Genomic DNA, 16,007 nt, shown 5'->3' with positions numbered 1-16,007 from the left:
CAGAATGCCGGACATGCGCGCCTTCTATTCCGGCCAGTTCGTGTTGCCCCTGCCGCCGGGGCATCGCTTTCCCATGTCGCGCTACGCCTTGCTGCGCGACCGCCTCGAGGAGCACCTGCCCGCCGTCGAGATGGACCAGGCTCCCCGCGCCAGCGATGGCGAACTCGCACTGGCCCACACCCCGCAGTGGATCGCCGCCATCAGCGACGGCAGCGTGAGCCCGCAGGCGATGCGCGAGATCGGTTTCCCCTGGAGCGAGGCGATGGTCGAGCGCTCGCGCCGCTCCACCGGCGCGACCATCGCGGCCTGTCGCGCTGCATTCGCCGGCGGCATCGCGGCGAACATGGCCGGCGGCACGCACCACGCGTATGCCGACAAGGGCGGCGGATTCTGCGTCTTCAACGACGCGGCCGTGGCTGCCCGGCTGATGCAGGCGGAGCACGGCCGCAGCGGCCGGCAACTCAAGGTCGCGGTGGTCGACCTCGACGTGCACCAGGGCAATGGCACTGCCAGCATCTTTCGCAACGACCCGAGCGTCTTCACGCTTTCCCTGCACGGCCAGAAGAATTTTCCGTTCCGCAAGGAGGCCAGTGACCTGGACGTCGAGCTGCCCGACGGCTGCGGCGACGCCGACTACCTCACCGCGCTGGAACACGCCCTGGATGAACTCGATCGCCGCTTCTCCCCCGGCCTCGTGATCTACCTTGCCGGAGCCGACCCCTTCGAGCGCGACCGCCTCGGCCGCCTGAAACTCAGCTTCGACGGCCTGGAGGCGCGAGACCGCCGCGTGTTCGACTGGACCTGGCAGCGTCGCATCCCCGTGGCCTTCGCCATGGCCGGCGGCTACGCCAGCGACATCGCGGAGACCGTGCAGGTGCAACTGGGCACCTTCCGCGTGGCCTTCGACTACTGGCGCCGCTGGCAGAATGCCGCGCGATGAGCTCCTCCGCCGCCAAACCCACGCCGAATTCCCGCAGCAGTTATCGCGCGTTCCGCAGCATCCCGACGCGCTGGGCCGACAACGACATGTACGGCCACGTCAACAACGTCGTCTACTACAGCTGGTTCGATACGGCGGTGAATGCTCTCCTCATCGAACGCGGCGCGCTCGACATCCACCAGGGCCGGACCATCGGCTTCGTGGTCGAGACCCAGTGCAACTACTTCGCGCCGATCGCGTTCCCCCAGACGGTCGAGGCAGGCATCCGCGTCGCCCAGGCAGGGCGCTCCAGCGTGCGCTATGAAATCGCGCTGTTCGCCGAAGGCGTCGACACCGCGGCCGCGCAAGGCCACTTCGTGCACGTCTACGTGGACCGCGAGACGCAGCGGCCGGTGCCCTTGCCCGACGCGCTCCAGCGCGTGGTCGACGAACTGAAGGCCTGATTCACGAAAGCCGCAAAAAAACGGCGCCCGAGGGCGCCGTTGTCTTTTGTCGTACGGCCGATCGACCGACCGGGCCGCAGTGCCTTACATGGCCTTCTTCATGGCCTTGACTTCGGCCTTGCCCTGGGCTTCGTCAGCCTTGGCCTGCTTCTGGCAGGCATCCTTGGCGGCGCCGTTCTGGTCGTCGCACTTTTCCTTCGCGACTTCATAGGTGGCCTTCACCTTTTCCTCGGCAACCTTGCGTGCGTTGCTGTCGCTGGGCTTGTACTGCTGCTCCAGTTCGGCCTTGGCCACGTCTTCCTTGCCCTTGGCTTCCTTCTGGCAGACGTCCTTGGCGTTGTCCTTCATCGTGTCGCACTGGGTCTTGGCGACCTTGTAATCGGCCTCGATCTTTTCCTTCGCGACCTTGTGTTCGTCACCGGTCATCGCGCTGGCTTGCGTGGCGACGAAACAGGTGGAAGCGAGAGCGAGCATGAGCAGGTGTTTTTTCATTGGAGTTTTCCTTCGAGGTTGTTGAAATGCTGATAGGAGGTGAGCGGGTGTCCAGGCGATCGGCCCGGGTCAGTACTTTTCGAACCAGAGCGCATCCGGCGAACGGCCGTCGCGCGATTCCCAGTCCTTGACCTGTTTCTCGGCTTCATCGCGGCTGATGCCGTGGCGTTCCTGGATGCGGCCGAGCAGTTGGTCGCGCTTGCCGGCGATGACGTCGAAGTCGTCGTCGGTCAACTTGCCCCATTGCTCCTTGGCCTTGCCCTTGAGCTGTTTCCAGTTGCCTTCGATGGTGTCCTTGTTCATTGCGAATCTCCTTGAGAGGTTGATTCGGCGGGCCGTATCGCCGCCGTGAAATCAATGTCCCGTGATGGATTCGCCCTGCCGGTAGGACGTGCTGGGCAGCCCCCGTAGGCAGAGGCCGACGCTGCCCGTGATAATCGAGCGGACGCCGAAAAGTTTGAGACACCGCGCACCGACGACGACCATGATCATCCACAGCCTGCTCGACACCGACCTCTACAAGTTCACGATGATGCAGGTCGTCCTGCATCACTTCCCGGGCGCCCGGGTCGAGTACCGCTTCAAGTGCCGCAACCCCGGCGTCGACCTGGCGCAGTTCGCGGGCCAGATCCGAGACGAGGTGCGCAGCCTCTGTTCGCTGCAGTTCCGCGATGCCGAGCTGGCCTACCTGCGGTCCATGCGCTTCATCAAGAGCGACTTCGTCGACTTCCTCGGGCTCTTCAGGCTCAACGAGAAGTACATCAACATCATTCCCCAGCCCTCGGGCGAGCTCGAGATCCGCATCCAGGGGCCGTGGCTGCACACCATCCTGTTCGAGATCCCGGTGCTGGCCATCGTCAACGAGGTCTACTTCCGCAACACGCAGAAGAAGCCCGACATCGAGGAAGGCCGCCGCCGCCTGGAGACCAAGATCGCCCAGCTGCAGGACGCCGGCCTCGCGGACCTGAAGATCGCCGACTACGGCACGCGCCGCCGCTTCTCCAAGGACTGGCACGAAGAGGTGCTGCGCACCCTGAACTCGCGCCTGGGTGCCGTCACGCCGCCGCCGATGCAAGCCAAGCCCGGCGCGCGGCTGCCGCAACTGGCGGGCACCAGCAACGTGCTGTACGCCATGAAACTGGGCCTGATCCCGCTGGGCACCATGGCGCACGAATACCTGCAGGCCTGCCAGGCGCTCGGCCCGCGGCTGCGCGACAGCCAGATCTTCGGCTTCGAGAGCTGGGCGCGCGAATACCGCGGCGACCTGGGCATCGCGCTGTCCGACGTGTATGGCATGAGCGCGTTCCTTCGCGACTTCGACCTGTATTTCTGCAAGCTCTTCGACGGCGCCCGCCACGACAGCGGCGATCCGTTCCAGTGGGGCGAGCGCATGCTGGCGCACTACCTGGCGAACCGGGTCGATCCGCTCACCAAGACGCTGATCTTCAGCGACGGCCTCACGGTGCCGCGCACCATCGAGCTCTACCAGCAGTTCCGCGGCCGCTGCCAACTGGCCTTCGGCATCGGCACCAACCTCACCAACGACCTGGGCTACGAGCCGCTGCAGATCGTCATCAAGATGATCCACTGCAACGGACAGCCGGTGGCCAAGCTGTCGGACACGCCCTCCAAGAACATGTGCGAGGACGAAAAATACCTGGCCTACCTGCGCCAGGTGTTCGAGATCGAGCAGCCGGCCGCCTGACCTCGGTCTGGTACGGTACGGCACCCATGAAAAAGACACTCCGACTGACCGCAACGGCAGCGCTGCCCATGCTCTTTCCAGCCCTGGCCCGCGCCGCCGATTTCGACGGCGCCGTGCTCTCCCCGCTCTGGGGCGTGCCGTTCGCCGGCATCCTGCTGTCGATCGCGCTCTTGCCGCTGCTCGCGCCGGCCTTCTGGCACCACCACTACGGCAAGATTTCCGCCGCCTGGGCGCTGGCCTTCCTGCTGCCCTTTGCCGCCACCTACGGCGCGGGGCTCGCGGGCACGCAGCTGGTGCATGCGCTGGTGGCCGAGTACATCCCGTTCATCATCCTGCTCACGGCGCTCTTCACCGTGGCGGGGGGCATCCACATCCGCGGTAACTTGCATGGGGCGCCGGGGCTCAACACCGCGATCCTGGCGATCGGTGCGGTGCTCGCGAGCGTCATGGGCACCACGGGGGCCTCGATGCTGCTGATCCGCCCGCTGATCCGGGCGAACGACAACCGCGTGCACAAGGTGCATGTGATCGTGTTCTTCATCTTCATCGTCTCCAACGCGGGCGGCTCGCTCACGCCATTGGGCGATCCGCCGCTGTTTCTGGGCTTCCTCAAGGGCGTGAGCTTCTTCTGGACGATGCAGAACATCCTGCCCGACACACTGTTCATCGTGGGTGTGCTGCTGGCGCTGTTCTATGCCATCGACCGCCACTACTACCGCAAGGAAGGCGTGCTGCCGGTCGACCCGACCCCCGACACGCCGCGCATCGGCTTCGACGGCGCCGCCAACTTCTGGCTGCTGGGCGGCGTGGTCGCGCTGGTGCTGCTCAGCGGCTTCTGGAAATCGCCGGTGAAGTTCGACGTGTTCGGCACCGAGGTCGGCCTGCCGGGGCTCGTGCGCGACGTGGGGCTGCTGCTGATCGCACTGGTCTCCTACAAGCTCACCGCGCCCAAGGTGCACGCCGACAACCAGTTCGAATGGGAGCCGATGGCCGAGGTGGCCAAGCTCTTCGCGGGCATCTTCCTCACCATCATCCCGGTGATCGCGATGCTCAAGGCCGGCACGCAAGGCCCGTTCGGCGCCATCGTCTCGGCCGTGACGCGCGCCGACGGCCAGCCCGACCCCGCGATGTACTTCTGGGCCACCGGCGTGCTGAGCTCGTTCCTGGACAACGCGCCGACCTACCTCGTGTTCTTCAACACCGCGGGCGGCGATCCGGTGGCGCTCATGACCACCTACGCGAGCACGCTCGCCGCCATCTCGGCCGGCGCCGTCTTCATGGGCGCCAACACCTACATCGGCAACGCGCCGAACCTCATGGTCAAGGCCATCGCCGAGAGCCGCGGCGTGCGCATGCCCAGCTTCTTCGGCTACATGGCGTGGTCCGTGGCCATCCTGGTTCCGCTGTTCGTCATTTCCACCTTCATCTTTTTCCGCTGAGTGCACACATCATGAGCAAGCCCAAGATCCTGGTCGCGCGCGCGATTTTTCCCGAGACCATCGAACGCCTGTCGCAGCATTTCGAGGTCGAGTCGAACCAGTCCGACGAGAGCTGGAGCAAGGACCAGCTGATCGCCAGGCTCAAGGGCAAGCAGGGCGCCTTCACCACCGGCAGCGAGCGCATCGATGCGGCCGTGCTCGACGCGAATCCCGACCTGAAGATCTGCGCCAACATGGCCGTGGGCTACAACAACTTCGATGTCGATGCGATGGCCGCGCACGGCGTGCTCGGCACCAACGCGCCCGACGTGCTGACCGAGACCACCGCCGACTTCGGCTTCGCGCTGCTCATGGCGACCGCGCGCCGCATCACCGAGAGCGAGCATTTCCTGCGGGCCGGCAAGTGGGAGAAGTGGAGCTACGACATGTTCGCGGGCTCCGACATCCACGGCGCCACGCTCGGCATCATCGGCATGGGCCGCATCGGGCAGGGCATTGCCAGGCGCGGCGCGCACGGCTTCGGCATGAAGGTGATCTATCACAACCGCTCGCGCCTCGACGCAACGCTCGAAGCCGACTGCAAGGCCAGCTACGTGAGCAAGGAAGAGCTGCTCAAGACCGCCGATCACGTCGTGCTGGTCGTGCCTTACTCGCCCGCTTCGCACCACACCATCGGCGCCGCGGAGATCGCGCTGATGAAGCCGACCGCCACGCTGGTGAACATCGCGCGCGGCGGCATCGTGGACGACGCGGCGCTGGCCGTGGCGCTGCGCGAGAAGCGCATCGCGGCGGCGGGCCTCGATGTGTTCGAGGGCGAGCCCAAGGTCCACCCCGACCTCTTGACCGTGCCCAACGTGGTGCTCACGCCGCACATCGCGAGCGCCACCGTGCCCACGCGCCGCGCGATGGCCGATCTCGCGGCCGACAACCTCATCGCGTACTTCAGCGGCAAGGGGCCGCTCTCGCCCGTCACGCCCGTTCCACCGGCCGGCAAATAAGCCAACGACGAGCGGCGAGGCAGCGACCCCACTTTGGAACCCACTGAATTGATTCTTCTCGCGCTGGCGGCGCTCGCGGTCGTCCAGCTCGTGCTGGTGATCTGGCTGCTCGCGCGGCGGCAACCCAAGCCCGACCAGGGCGAAGTGCTGGGCCTGCTGGCTGCCATGGGCTCGGCCAACGAGCGCACCGAACGCGAACTGCGCAACGACATCGGCGAAAGCGCGCGTGGCACGCGGCAGGAAACCGCGCAGGCCTTCGCCACCTTCCAGCAGTCGCTGGTGCAGCAGGGCGCCGAAGCCACGCGCACGCAGAACGCGCAGCTCGACGCTTTCTCGCTGCAGCTCGCATCGCTGCAGAAATCGCTGGCCGACACGCTCAACACCCAGCTGCAGGGCTTGAGCGAATCGAATGCCCGGCGCCTGGCCGAAGTGCGCGCGACGATGGAAACGCAGCTCGCACAGCTGCAGCAGAGCAACGCCGCCAAGCTCGACGAAATGCGCAAGACCGTCGACGAGAAGCTGCAGAGCACGCTCGAGGCACGCCTGGGCGAGAGCTTCAAGCAGGTGGCCGACCGGCTCGAGCAGGTGCACAAGGGCCTGGGCGAGATGCAGACGCTCGCAGTCGGCGTCGGGAGCCTGCAGCGCGTGCTGACCAACGTGAAGACGCGCGGCGTGTTCGGCGAAGTGCAGCTGGAGGCGCTGCTCGAGCAGGTGCTCACGCCCGAGCAGTACGCCAAGCAGATCGAGACCAAGCCGCGCAGCGGCCAGCGCGTCGATTTCGCGATCCGCTTTCCGGGGCGTGGCGACGACGGTGCGCCGGTCTGGCTGCCCATCGATGCCAAGTTCCCGCGCGACGACTACGAGCGCCTGATCGACGCGCACGAGCGCGCCGACGCGCCCGCCGCGGAACTCGCGGCCAAGGCGCTCGAAGCACGCATCCGCCTGGAGGCCCGCTCGATCGCCGAGAACTACCTCGCCGCGCCGCACACCACCGATTTCGCGATCTTGTTCCTGCCGGTCGAGAGCCTCTACGCCGAGGTGCTGCGCCGTCCCGGCCTGATGGACGCCATCCAGCGCCAGCACCGCGTGACGCTGGCCGGCCCGACCACCTTGCTCGCCATGCTCAACAGCCTGCACATGGGCTTTCGCACGCTCGCGCTGGAGCAGCAGGCCTCCGAGGTGTGGAAGGTGCTGGGCGCGGTCAAGACCGAATTCGAGCGCTACGGCGAGTGGGTCGCGCGCATCAAGGAGCAGGTGGCCAAGGCCTCCGACACCCTCGACAAGGCCGACACCCGCGCCAGGCAGATGCGCCTGGCGCTGCGCAAGGTCGAGGCGCTGCCCGAGGCACAGGCGCAGGTGCTGCTGCCCCCCAGCGCCGACAGCGAGGACGAAGGCACGCCGTGAAAGGTTCTGAACTGCTGCGCGTGATCGGGGCCCAGGTGTGCCTGCACGCCACCATGGCCGGCATGCGGCTCGCGACGCCGCTGCTGGCGCTTCAACAGGGCTACAGCGCGGCGGCGGTCGGCGTGCTGATCGCGCTGTTCGCGCTGACCCAGGTGTTCCTGGCGCTGCCTGCCGGGCGCTTTGCCGACCGGCACGGCTTCAAGCGGCCGCTCTGGCTGTCGGTGATCGCGGCCTCGGGCGGCGCGGCACTGGTGCTGGTCTTTCCGACCTTTCCGGCGATGTGCGTCGCGGCGCTGCTGACCGGCGGCGCCACCGGTGCCACGGTCATCGCCTTGCAGCGGCACGTCGGCCGCTCGGCCACCAACGCGACGCAGCTCAAGCGGGTGTTCAGCTGGCTGGCCATCGCGCCCGCGGTGGCCAATTTCGTCGGGCCCTTCCTGGCCGGCATGCTGATCGATCACGCGGGCCGCGCGCCCGCGGACATGCTGGCGTTTCGCGTCTGTTTCGCGGCGATGGCCTTCCTGCCCGTCCTCTGCTGGATGCTTGCGCGCGGCGCGCACGAGCCGCCGCGTGCCGCACCGATACCCGGCGCCGTGCCGACGCGCGCCTGGGACCTGCTGCGGGAACCCATGTTCCGCCGCCTGCTGTTCGTCAACTGGCTGCAGTCGTCCAGCTGGGACGTGCATGCCTTCGTGCTGCCCGTGCTGGGCCACGACCGCGGCATCAGCGCCTCGGTGATCGGCTCGATCCTCGGCGCCTTCGCCATCGCGGCCGCCGCGATCCGCGTGGTGCTGCCGCTCATCGCCTCGCGCGCCTCGGAGCGCAGCGTGATCCTGAGCTCCACCATCGTCACTGCGGCGATGTTCGCGGTCTACCCGCTGCTGGATTCGGCCCTGACCATGGGCATGTGCTCCGTGGTGCTCGGCTTCGCGCTCGGCGCGGTGCAGCCGATGGTGATGAGCATGCTGCACCAGATCACGCCGCACGCGCGGCACGGCGAGGCGCTGGGGCTGCGGCTGATGACCATCAATGCCTCGAGCGTGGCGATGCCGATGCTGTTCGGCTCTCTGGGCGCGTTGATCGGCATCGCGGGGGTGTTCTGGGTCGTGGGCGGCGTGCTGGCGCTGGGCGCGCGGGCGACCTGGGGCCTGAAGCTCTGAGCCGCTTTCAGGCTAATCCATGTTCCAGATAAGAGTAATTCTCATCTGATTGACTTTTAACTGACTCGAAGTCAGTATCGGCGCCTTCTTCAACGACCTCGAAGGCGTCCATGGACTCCCCGCATCCGGCCCGGACCGATCCGCGCCGCCGCATCGCGCTCGTGGCGGCGGTGTATCTCGGCAGCTTCATTGCCACGCTCGACGTGAGCATCGTCAACGTCGCGTTGCCCACGCTGCAGCGCGCGCTCGCCACCGACCTGGCGGGCCTGCAATGGGTGATCGACATCTATGCGCTGTGCCTCTCGGCCTTCATCCTGTCGGCGGGCCCGGTCGGCGACCGCTACGGCCGCAAGCGCGCCTGGCTCGCCGGTGTGGTCGTGTTCACGCTGGGCTCGGCGATGTGCGCGATGGCCGGCAATCTTTCCACGCTGCTGGCGGGGCGCGCGGTGCAGGGCGTGGCCGGCGCGCTGATGATTCCCGGCGCGTTGTCGCTGCTGGCGCACGCGTTTCCGGAGCCCGCCAGCCGGGCGCGGGTGATCGGCGGCTGGTCGTCGTTCACGGCGCTGTCGCTGATCCTCGGGCCGATGCTGGGCGGGCTGCTGGTGGACCATGCGGGCTGGCAGAGCATCTTCCTCATCAACCTGCCGATCGGGCTGCTGACCGCGGGACTCGGGCTCTGGGGCATCCGCGAGAGCTCGCATCCCGAGCACGCGGCGCTCGATCCGCTCGGGCAGGTGCTCAGCGTGCTGTGGCTCGGCGCGCTGACCTATGGGCTGATCGCGGCCGGCGAATACGGCTGGGGTTCCGGCCGCGCCGCGGCTGCGCTGGTCGCCGCAGCCATCGGTCTTGCGCTGTTCCTGATCGTGGAGGCGCGCGTGGCGCGGCCGCTGCTGCCGCTCGCGCTGTTTCGCGATGCGCGCTTCTCGGCCACCAATTTCGCTTCGTTCGTGCTCGGCTTCTCGTCGTATGCGAGCCTGTTCTTCTTCTCGCTCTTCCTGCAACAGGTGCAGGGCTGGTCGCCCAGCGACACCGGCTGGCGGCTGGTGCCCCAGTTCGTTGCAACGGGCCTCATCGCCTCGCAGTTCGGCCGGTTGGCGCGGCGCTTCGATGTGCACACGCTGATGGTCGCGGGCTACGCGCTCATCGGCGCCTCGATGCTGCTGCTGGCGCTGTTCTCGGCCGACACGCCCTATGTGCTGCTGGCGCTGCTGTTCGTGTTCCTCGGCGCGGGGACGGGCCTGGCGGTGCCGTCCACGAGCATGGCGGTGATGGCCTCCGTGCCCGCGCAGCGCTCGGGCATGGCCTCGGCCACGATGAACGCGCTGCGCCAGGCCGGCATGCTGATCGGCATCGCGCTCCTCGGCACGCTGATGAGCACGCGGGCGACCGCGCTGCTGGCCACCGCGCTCGAACAGGCAGGGCTTCGCGATGCGCAACAGGCGGCCGTCGCGGCCGTTTCGCGGCATGACCTTGCCGCGCTGGCCCCGCTCGATGCGGGCACGGCGCACACCCTCGTGGCCGGCGCGCTCGCGGGCGGCTTCCATGCCGCCATGGTCTGCGCCGGTGTGGCCGGGTTGCTGGCGGCGGGGCTGCTGGTGCGCGTCAGGCCGCGCACCGCCGCGTTGCCGGCGCGCGCCTGAGGCTGCGCATCGCCATGCCCGCCGCACCCGTGCCCATGCGCTCCCGCGCGCGGCTTCGATCGATACTCACCAAGGAGCTTTCCATGATCCGACACGAACTCAGCCAGTGGCCGCTGGTCATCAGCATCTCATCCGGCCTGCAGACGCTGGAGAGCATGGACGCCTTCACCGAGGACTGGAACCGCTGGCTCGATCGCGGCGAGCCCTTCGTCTCGCTGCGCGTGTTCGCCGATGCGGACGCGCTGGTCCATCCCGAAGGCAGCGCCCAGCGCGCGAAACAGTGGCTGCAGGCGCGGGGCGAAGACATCCGCCGCCACATGATGGGCATGGCGAGCGTGGTGCCCGCCGCGCAATACGAGAAAATCAGCAAGATGAATGTCCAGAAGCTCTTCGGCGTGCCGGCCAGCACCTTCGTCGCCACCGACGACGCGTTGACCTGGCTCGGCGAAAGCGTGCTGGCCCCGCGCGGCCTGCGGCTCGATGCGGCGGCCGTCCGTGCGGCCATCGGCGCCGTGCGCGCCACCCCCTCTCTTTCCTGACTGAACTTTCCGAGTTCCTCGAGATTTGCCATGACACGAAGCGACCCGGCCATCGATCCCACCCCGGCAGGCGAGGCCGAACCGGCCACGCCGGTCGCAGCGCGCCGCCGCACCAAGGCGCCCGAGACGCGTGCCGTCGCGCTGATGGACGCCGCCGAGCGCCTCTTCATCTCCAAGGGCATCGCCACCACCAGCATCGACGACATCGCGGCCGGCGCGCAGGTGGCCAAGGGCACGTTCTACCTGTACTTTCCATCGAAGGAGGCGATGCTGGGCGCGCTGCAGCAGCGCTTCGTCGATACCTTCTGCGAGCGCCTGCAGAACGCCATGGACCGCCATCGCCCCGACGACCATCACGCGCGCCTGAAGGCCTGGGTGGAGACGGGCCTGGAAATCTACCTGGACAACGTCGCCCTGCACGACGTGGTGTTCCACGAGTACCGGCCCGAAGACCGGCGCATGCGCAACGACAACGCGGTCATCACGCAGCTGGTCGGCCTGTTGAAGCGGGGCGATGCGGCGGGGGTGTGGGAGGTCGAGGATGCGACGCTCACGGGCGTGATCCTCTTCAATGCGCTGCACGGCGTGGCCGACGACGCGGTGGCCGTGGGCCCGGCCGGCGACCCCGTGGCTGCTCTTGCCGACCGCCACCGCCGCGCCCGCGCGCTCACACGGTTCTTCGAGCAGGCGCTGCACCCGGACGTCGTCGATCCCGACATCTGAAGGATGTTGACCATGTTCCTTCGTGGAACACCGGGGAACCGGCTTTGCCGGGCCTCAGGCGCCGCGCCCCGCAGGGGGAGGCAGAAGCTACACGAGGTGCGCGCAGCCTGGGGGCGGGCTACAACTTGTAGAAGCGCTTGATGTAGTCCCACGCGTCTTCGGGCGCGTCGACGTATTCGAAGAGCTTCACGTCGCCCGGCGAGATGACGCCTTCGTCGACCAGGAAGTCGAAGTCGATCATCCGCTTCCAGTAGTCCGAGCCGAACAGCACGATCGGCACCGGCTTGGACTTCTTGGTCTGCACCAGCGTGATGACTTCGAACAGTTCGTCGAGCGTGCCGAAGCCGCCCGGGAACGCCACCAGCGCCTTCGCACGCATCATGAAATGCATCTTGCGGATCGCGAAGTAGTGGAACTTGAAGCTCAGCGCGGGCGTGACGTAGGGGTTGGCTTCTTCTTCCATCGGCAGCGCGATCGCCAGGCCCACCGAGATGCCGCCGCCCTCGTGCGCGCCGCGGTTGGCCGCCTGCATGATGCCGGGGCCGCCGCCGGTGCAGACGAAGAGCTTGTCCTCGGGCTCCTTGCCGTTGCTGTACTGCGCAACCAGCTTGCCGAAGGCGCGGGCCTTCTCGTAGTAATGCGAGTTGCGCGCCAGGCGCCGCCAGCGCTCGGCGGCCACCGCATCGCCCGCGGAATCGGCCTGCGCGATCATTGCGGCGGAGTCTTCCTCGCTGCGAAAGCGGGCGCTGCCGAAGACCACCACCGTGTTCTCGATGCCATGCGCGCGCTGCTCGATGTCGGGCTTCATCAGCTCCAGCTGCATGCGGATGCCGCGCGTCTCGCGGCGCAGCAGGAATTCGGGGTCGGCGAAGGCGATGCGCGAGGGATCGGGGTCCAGCGGGAGGCCCTTGTCGGAATGCGCGCGGAGCGTGGCCCAGGCATCGGCCAGGCGTTTGTCGTGAAGATCGTGCGTGTTGTTCATGAAGGACTCGGACAGGAAGACCCGATGGATTGTGCAGCGTTGCAATCGCCGTGCCCAAGAAACGAAAAAGGCCCCTTGCGGAGCCTTTCTTCGGGGAGGGTTGCCGACCGGAAGGCCGGGAACACTCAAACGCGCTTACGGTATTCGCCGGTGCGGGTGTCGATTTCGATCTTGTCGCCTTGCGAGACGAAGAGCGGAACCGGCACTTCGAAGCCGGTGGCGATCTTGGCGGGCTTCAGGACCTTGCCCGAGGTGTCGCCCTTGACGGCCGGCTCGGTCCAGGTGATTTCGCGCTCCACGCTGGTGGGCAGTTCGACCGAGATGGCCTTGCCGTCGTAGAACACCACTTCGACGGCCATGCCGTCTTCCAGGTAGTTCAGTGCGTCGCCCATGTTCTCGGCTTCGACTTCGTACTGGTTGTAGTCGGCGTCCATGCAGACGTACATCGGGTCGGCGAAGTAGGAGTAGGTGCAATCCTTCTTCTCGAGCACGATCTGGTCGATCTTGTCGTCGGCCTTGAAGACCACTTCGGTGTTGAAGTTGGCGATCAGGCTCTTCATCTTCATGCGCACGGTGGCGGAATTGCGGCCGCCGCGGCTGTATTCGGTCTTGAGGACGACCATCGGGTCCTTGCCGTGCATGATGACGTTGCCGGCGCGGATTTCTTGAGCGATTTTCATAACAGGTTCTCTGGATGTTGGCCGCTCGGTGCACGGGGCCTTCTCTTGACATCCGGCGACGTTCGAAACGCGCTTGCCGGTGTGTCGGGCCCCGCGGTACATGTCCCGCGGCAGGTTTGGCGGAGAGCATCTCGGGTCCTGACGACCCGGGCCGAAATCCGCAAAGCCCGCTATTTTAGCTTTTTTGGGCGATCAGATGCCGCAGTTGGGTGACCAGATCGTCCTGGGCGCGCAGCGTTTCGCGCGCCGCCCGCACGGTTTCGCGCCACGGGCCCTGCGTTTCCAGGGGGGGCAGGGGGCTCGCGTCGAACCCGTTCCAGACGTGGTGAAAACGCCTCAGCGAGGCCGGGGCGCCGAGCCGGTCGAGCCAGGCATTGAGCTTGGCGTGGTGGGCGTCGTCGTCCTGCGGGTAGATCTGCCAGATGAGCGGCGCGCCGGCCCAGAGCGCGCGCACGAGCGAATCCTCGCCCCGCACGAAATTCAGGTCGCAGGCCCAGAGCAGGTGGTCGAAATCAGCCTGCGTGAGATAGGGGAGGTACGAAATCGATAGCGCGCCGTGCCCATGGGCGGCGCGGTTCCGGGCGCCTTCGGTCGCAAGATGTGCTTTCACCGCATGCGTGGCGCGGCCCGCGGTCACCAGCAATCGCGTGGGTTCCGGGCCGTCGGCCAGTTGGGTCAACAGATCCGCCAGCGCAGGGGGTTCATAGCAGAAGAGGGAGACAAGGCGCTCGCCTTCCGTCCATGGAATCTGCTGCGCCGCCAGCCATTGCACGCGGTCGAAACGTGCTTGCCGTTCCAGCAGATCGGGTTCCCGCAGCAGCCCGCCGGTCGCGGTCGTGAAGCCCGGATAGAAAAAGCGCTTGGTCAACCCGGCACCCGGCCCCTTGAACACCGGCGAGGGCAGGCCGTGCAGGCGCTCGACGTACGGTTCGGCCGACAGGTATTCGAGGTTGATCCAGGATCGGGGACTGCCGGTTTCCGGTGCCCCGGCGAACCGTGCGATCAGGTCCGGCGCGGGCTCGCAGCCGAAGGCCTCGACCAGCACATCCGGCGCCGGCCCGGCCGCGGCCTGCTGCACCGCGGCCTGGTCGAGCCAGTCGATCACCTGCACGCCGTCGCAGCCCGCGGGCGCCATCCAGTGCAGCGCCGTCGCATCGTCGATCCACAGCCGCACGCGTTCGCCGAGCGCCGCCAGTTGAGAGGCCAGCCGCCAGCACACGCCCAGGTCGCCGTGGTTGTCGATGACCTTGCAGAAGATGTCCCATTGCATGCGCGTGCCCATGGCCGCGAGTGTGCCCGTCTTCAGCGTCTGTTCGGCGCCTGGCTTGCTATGCTGGCCGCCACAACAACCGCTGGAGAGAGAAAGACCATGAGGATGCAGACCCGTTCGCAGTTTCCCCATCGTTGCGCGAAGACCGTGCTCGCCCTGTCGCTGGCCCTGTGCGGCATCGCCGGCACGACCGGTGCGTCGGCCCAGACGAGCACCGCGCCGGCTTCGCTCACGCCGCAGCAGCAGCGCTTCCACGACATCTACAAGGAGTTGATCGAGATCAACACCACCCACTCGACGGGTGACAACACGCTGGCGGCGCGCGCCATGGAAAAGCGCCTGGTCGAAGCGGGCTTCGCGCCCGGCGACATCCAGATCTTCGAACCCTTCCCGAAGAAGGGCAACCTGGTGCTGCGCTTCAAGGGCAACGGCAGCAAGAAGCCGCTGCTGCTGCTGGCCCACATCGACGTGGTCGAGGCCCGGCGCGAAGACTGGAAGACCGACCCCTTCAAGCTGCAGGAAACCGGCGGCTACTTCACCGCGCGCGGCTCCATCGACGACAAGGCCATGGCCTCGGCGCTGGTGTCGGTGCTCGGGCAACTCAAGCAGGAAGGCTTCAAGCCCAGCCGCGACATCATCCTGGCGCTCACCGCCGACGAGGAGCGCGGCGATGCGCTGAGCAACGGCGCCTTCTGGCTCATCAGCAACAAGCCCGAGCTGCTGCAGGCCGAGTTCGGCATCAACGAGGGCGGCGGCGGCGAACTGCGCGGCGGCAAGCCGAACCTGCACCGCATGCAGGTGGCCGAGAAGATGTACACGACCTACATGCTGGAGGCGCGCGACGTGGGCGGCCACAGCTCGGTGCCGACGAAGAACAACCCGATCTACGCGCTCTCCGCGGGGCTGGAGCGGCTGGGCAGCTACGCCTTCCCGATCAAGCTCGCCGATGTCACCAGGACCTACTTCGCGCGCAGCGCACCCTTCGCCACCGGGCAACTGGCCGACGACATGCGCGCCATCGGCAGCGGCAACCCCGATGCGGGCGTGCTCGAGCGCATGACGGCCAACCCGGCCTACAACGCCCAGCTGCGCACCACCTGCGTGGCGACGATGGTGCAGGCCGGCCATGCCGAGAACGCGCTGCCGCAATCGGCCAAGGCCACGGTCAACTGCCGCATCCTGCCGCACGACGACCCCGATGAGGTCGAGCGCCTGCTGACCCAGGCCGTGGGCAACGACAAGATCGTGGTGCGCAACATGGGCAAGCCGCTGCGCAGTCCGGCCTCGCCGCTGAACGGCGACCTGGTGAAGACGGTGGAATCGCTCACCCAGCAGATGTGGCCCGGCGTGCCCGTGGTGCCCGCGATGAGCACCGGCGCCACCGACAGCCGGTTCATGCGCAATGCCGGCATTCCGATGTACGGCGTGACCGGCATGTTCCTGGAGCCGGCCGATGCGCGCGCGCACGGGCTGGACGAACGCATCGAGATCCAGCGCCTGTACGACGGGCGCGAGTTCCTGTACCGGCTGGTGTCGGAAGTCGCGAAGTAATCAGGCAGGGGGCAAGCGAAGGGCAGGCATTGCGCCTGCCC

16 protein-coding genes are annotated in these 16,007 nt (G+C 67.3%); 11 read left to right on the top strand and 5 right to left on the bottom strand.

Features of this window, described 5'->3' with window-relative positions; all coding sequences use genetic code 11:
* Window positions 1–13: 13 nt before the first annotated feature.
* Window positions 14–940, top strand: coding sequence for a histone deacetylase family protein (locus BM133_RS13220; RefSeq protein ID WP_177224792.1), 927 nt, complete (start codon window positions 14–16; stop codon window positions 938–940).
* Window positions 937–1,383, top strand: coding sequence for an acyl-CoA thioesterase (locus tag BM133_RS13215; protein ID WP_093434275.1), 447 nt, complete (start codon window positions 937–939; stop codon window positions 1,381–1,383). Before BM133_RS13220 ends, BM133_RS13215 begins: the two co-directional genes overlap by 4 nt.
* Before the next feature lie 84 nt (window positions 1,384–1,467).
* Here the strand turns inward: BM133_RS13215 and BM133_RS13210 are convergent, their stop codons facing one another.
* Window positions 1,468–1,875, bottom strand: coding sequence for a hypothetical protein (locus BM133_RS13210; RefSeq protein ID WP_093434274.1), 408 nt, complete (start codon window positions 1,873–1,875; stop codon window positions 1,468–1,470).
* A gap of 69 nt (window positions 1,876–1,944) precedes the next feature.
* Window positions 1,945–2,178, bottom strand: a complete 234-nt coding sequence (locus BM133_RS13205; protein WP_093434272.1) for a CsbD family protein — start codon at window positions 2,176–2,178, stop codon at window positions 1,945–1,947.
* Window positions 2,179–2,359: 181 nt separating this feature from the next.
* Between BM133_RS13205 and pncB the strand changes: the two genes are divergently transcribed.
* From pncB to BM133_RS13165, 8 genes are all read left to right on the top strand, one after another.
* The gene (gene pncB, locus BM133_RS13200; protein WP_093434271.1) at window positions 2,360–3,580 is read left to right on the top strand and encodes a nicotinate phosphoribosyltransferase; all 1,221 of its coding nucleotides are present in this window, start codon (window positions 2,360–2,362) and stop codon (window positions 3,578–3,580) included.
* Between the two features lie 26 nt (window positions 3,581–3,606).
* Window positions 3,607–5,019, top strand: a complete 1,413-nt coding sequence (locus BM133_RS13195; protein ID WP_093434269.1) for a sodium:proton antiporter — start codon at window positions 3,607–3,609, stop codon at window positions 5,017–5,019.
* Window positions 5,020–5,030: 11 nt separating this feature from the next.
* Window positions 5,031–6,017, top strand: coding sequence for a 2-hydroxyacid dehydrogenase (locus tag BM133_RS13190; RefSeq protein WP_093434268.1), 987 nt, complete (start codon window positions 5,031–5,033; stop codon window positions 6,015–6,017).
* A gap of 48 nt (window positions 6,018–6,065) precedes the next feature.
* A complete protein-coding gene (locus BM133_RS13185; protein WP_256219162.1) occupies window positions 6,066–7,421 on the top strand; it encodes a DNA recombination protein RmuC in 1,356 nt (451 codons plus the stop codon).
* Window positions 7,418–8,581 (top strand): MFS transporter, encoded by a 1,164-nt coding sequence (locus BM133_RS13180; RefSeq protein WP_093434264.1) that lies wholly within the window; start codon window positions 7,418–7,420, stop codon window positions 8,579–8,581. The genes BM133_RS13185 and BM133_RS13180 overlap by 4 nt, the downstream gene beginning before the upstream one ends.
* Before the next feature lie 110 nt (window positions 8,582–8,691).
* Complete coding sequence (locus BM133_RS13175) at window positions 8,692–10,221, top strand: MFS transporter (RefSeq protein WP_093434263.1); 1,530 nt, start codon at window positions 8,692–8,694, stop codon at window positions 10,219–10,221.
* 83 nt (window positions 10,222–10,304) lie between these two features.
* Window positions 10,305–10,760, top strand: a complete 456-nt coding sequence (locus tag BM133_RS13170) for a hypothetical protein (protein ID WP_093434261.1) — start codon at window positions 10,305–10,307, stop codon at window positions 10,758–10,760.
* A 30-nt stretch (window positions 10,761–10,790) separates the two neighbouring features.
* Window positions 10,791–11,483 (top strand): TetR/AcrR family transcriptional regulator, encoded by a 693-nt coding sequence (locus BM133_RS13165; RefSeq protein ID WP_093434260.1) that lies wholly within the window; start codon window positions 10,791–10,793, stop codon window positions 11,481–11,483.
* A 118-nt stretch (window positions 11,484–11,601) separates the two neighbouring features.
* Here BM133_RS13165 and BM133_RS13160 read toward each other — a convergent pair whose 3' ends face one another.
* The 3 genes from BM133_RS13160 to earP all read right to left on the bottom strand — a co-directional run bounded on the left by BM133_RS13160 (window position 11,602) and on the right by earP (window position 14,427).
* Window positions 11,602–12,465 carry an LOG family protein gene (locus BM133_RS13160; RefSeq protein ID WP_093434258.1) on the bottom strand — a complete coding sequence of 288 codons (864 nt, stop codon included), beginning with the start codon at window positions 12,463–12,465 and terminating at the stop codon, window positions 11,602–11,604.
* Window positions 12,466–12,590: 125 nt separating this feature from the next.
* Window positions 12,591–13,145, bottom strand: a complete 555-nt coding sequence (gene efp, locus BM133_RS13155) for an elongation factor P (RefSeq protein WP_007830687.1) — start codon at window positions 13,143–13,145, stop codon at window positions 12,591–12,593.
* Between the two features lie 175 nt (window positions 13,146–13,320).
* A complete protein-coding gene (earP, locus tag BM133_RS13150; RefSeq protein WP_093434257.1) occupies window positions 13,321–14,427 on the bottom strand; it encodes an elongation factor P maturation arginine rhamnosyltransferase EarP in 1,107 nt (368 codons plus the stop codon).
* Window positions 14,428–14,514: 87 nt separating this feature from the next.
* Here earP and BM133_RS13145 point away from each other — a divergent pair, with 87 nt between their 5' ends.
* Window positions 14,515–15,966 carry a M20/M25/M40 family metallo-hydrolase gene (locus BM133_RS13145; protein WP_093434255.1) on the top strand — a complete coding sequence of 484 codons (1,452 nt, stop codon included), beginning with the start codon at window positions 14,515–14,517 and terminating at the stop codon, window positions 15,964–15,966.
* The last annotated feature ends 41 nt before the right edge of the window (window positions 15,967–16,007 follow it).

The sequence above is a fragment of the Variovorax sp. 770b2 genome (assembly GCF_900115685.1).
In the GTDB taxonomy this organism is placed as follows: Bacteria; Pseudomonadota; Gammaproteobacteria; order Burkholderiales; family Burkholderiaceae_C; genus Variovorax.
Note: the sequence above shows the minus strand (reverse complement) of the source record. Positions and strands in the feature narration are given on the sequence as shown.

Bases quoted from the DNA above. Each gene is read 5' to 3' on its own strand.
- BM133_RS13165 (WP_093434260.1), top strand. From the start codon at position 10,791: ATGACACGAAGCGACCCGGCCATCGATCCCACCCCGGCAGGCGAGGCC.
- pncB (WP_093434271.1), top strand. From the start codon at position 2,360: ATGATCATCCACAGCCTGCTCGACACCGACCTCTACAAGTTCACGATG.
- BM133_RS13210 (WP_093434274.1), bottom strand. From the start codon at position 1,875: ATGAAAAAACACCTGCTCATGCTCGCTCTCGCTTCCACCTGTTTCGTC.
- BM133_RS13175 (WP_093434263.1), top strand. From the start codon at position 8,692: ATGGACTCCCCGCATCCGGCCCGGACCGATCCGCGCCGCCGCATCGCG.
- BM133_RS13160 (WP_093434258.1), bottom strand. From the start codon at position 12,465: ATGAACAACACGCACGATCTTCACGACAAACGCCTGGCCGATGCCTGG.
- efp (WP_007830687.1), bottom strand. From the start codon at position 13,145: ATGAAAATCGCTCAAGAAATCCGCGCCGGCAACGTCATCATGCACGGC.
- BM133_RS13205 (WP_093434272.1), bottom strand. From the start codon at position 2,178: ATGAACAAGGACACCATCGAAGGCAACTGGAAACAGCTCAAGGGCAAG.
- BM133_RS13145 (WP_093434255.1), top strand. From the start codon at position 14,515: ATGAGGATGCAGACCCGTTCGCAGTTTCCCCATCGTTGCGCGAAGACC.
- earP (WP_093434257.1), bottom strand. From the start codon at position 14,427: ATGGGCACGCGCATGCAATGGGACATCTTCTGCAAGGTCATCGACAAC.
- BM133_RS13170 (WP_093434261.1), top strand. From the start codon at position 10,305: ATGATCCGACACGAACTCAGCCAGTGGCCGCTGGTCATCAGCATCTCA.
- BM133_RS13190 (WP_093434268.1), top strand. From the start codon at position 5,031: ATGAGCAAGCCCAAGATCCTGGTCGCGCGCGCGATTTTTCCCGAGACC.
- BM133_RS13220 (WP_177224792.1), top strand. From the start codon at position 14: ATGCGCGCCTTCTATTCCGGCCAGTTCGTGTTGCCCCTGCCGCCGGGG.
- BM133_RS13215 (WP_093434275.1), top strand. From the start codon at position 937: ATGAGCTCCTCCGCCGCCAAACCCACGCCGAATTCCCGCAGCAGTTAT.
- BM133_RS13195 (WP_093434269.1), top strand. From the start codon at position 3,607: ATGAAAAAGACACTCCGACTGACCGCAACGGCAGCGCTGCCCATGCTC.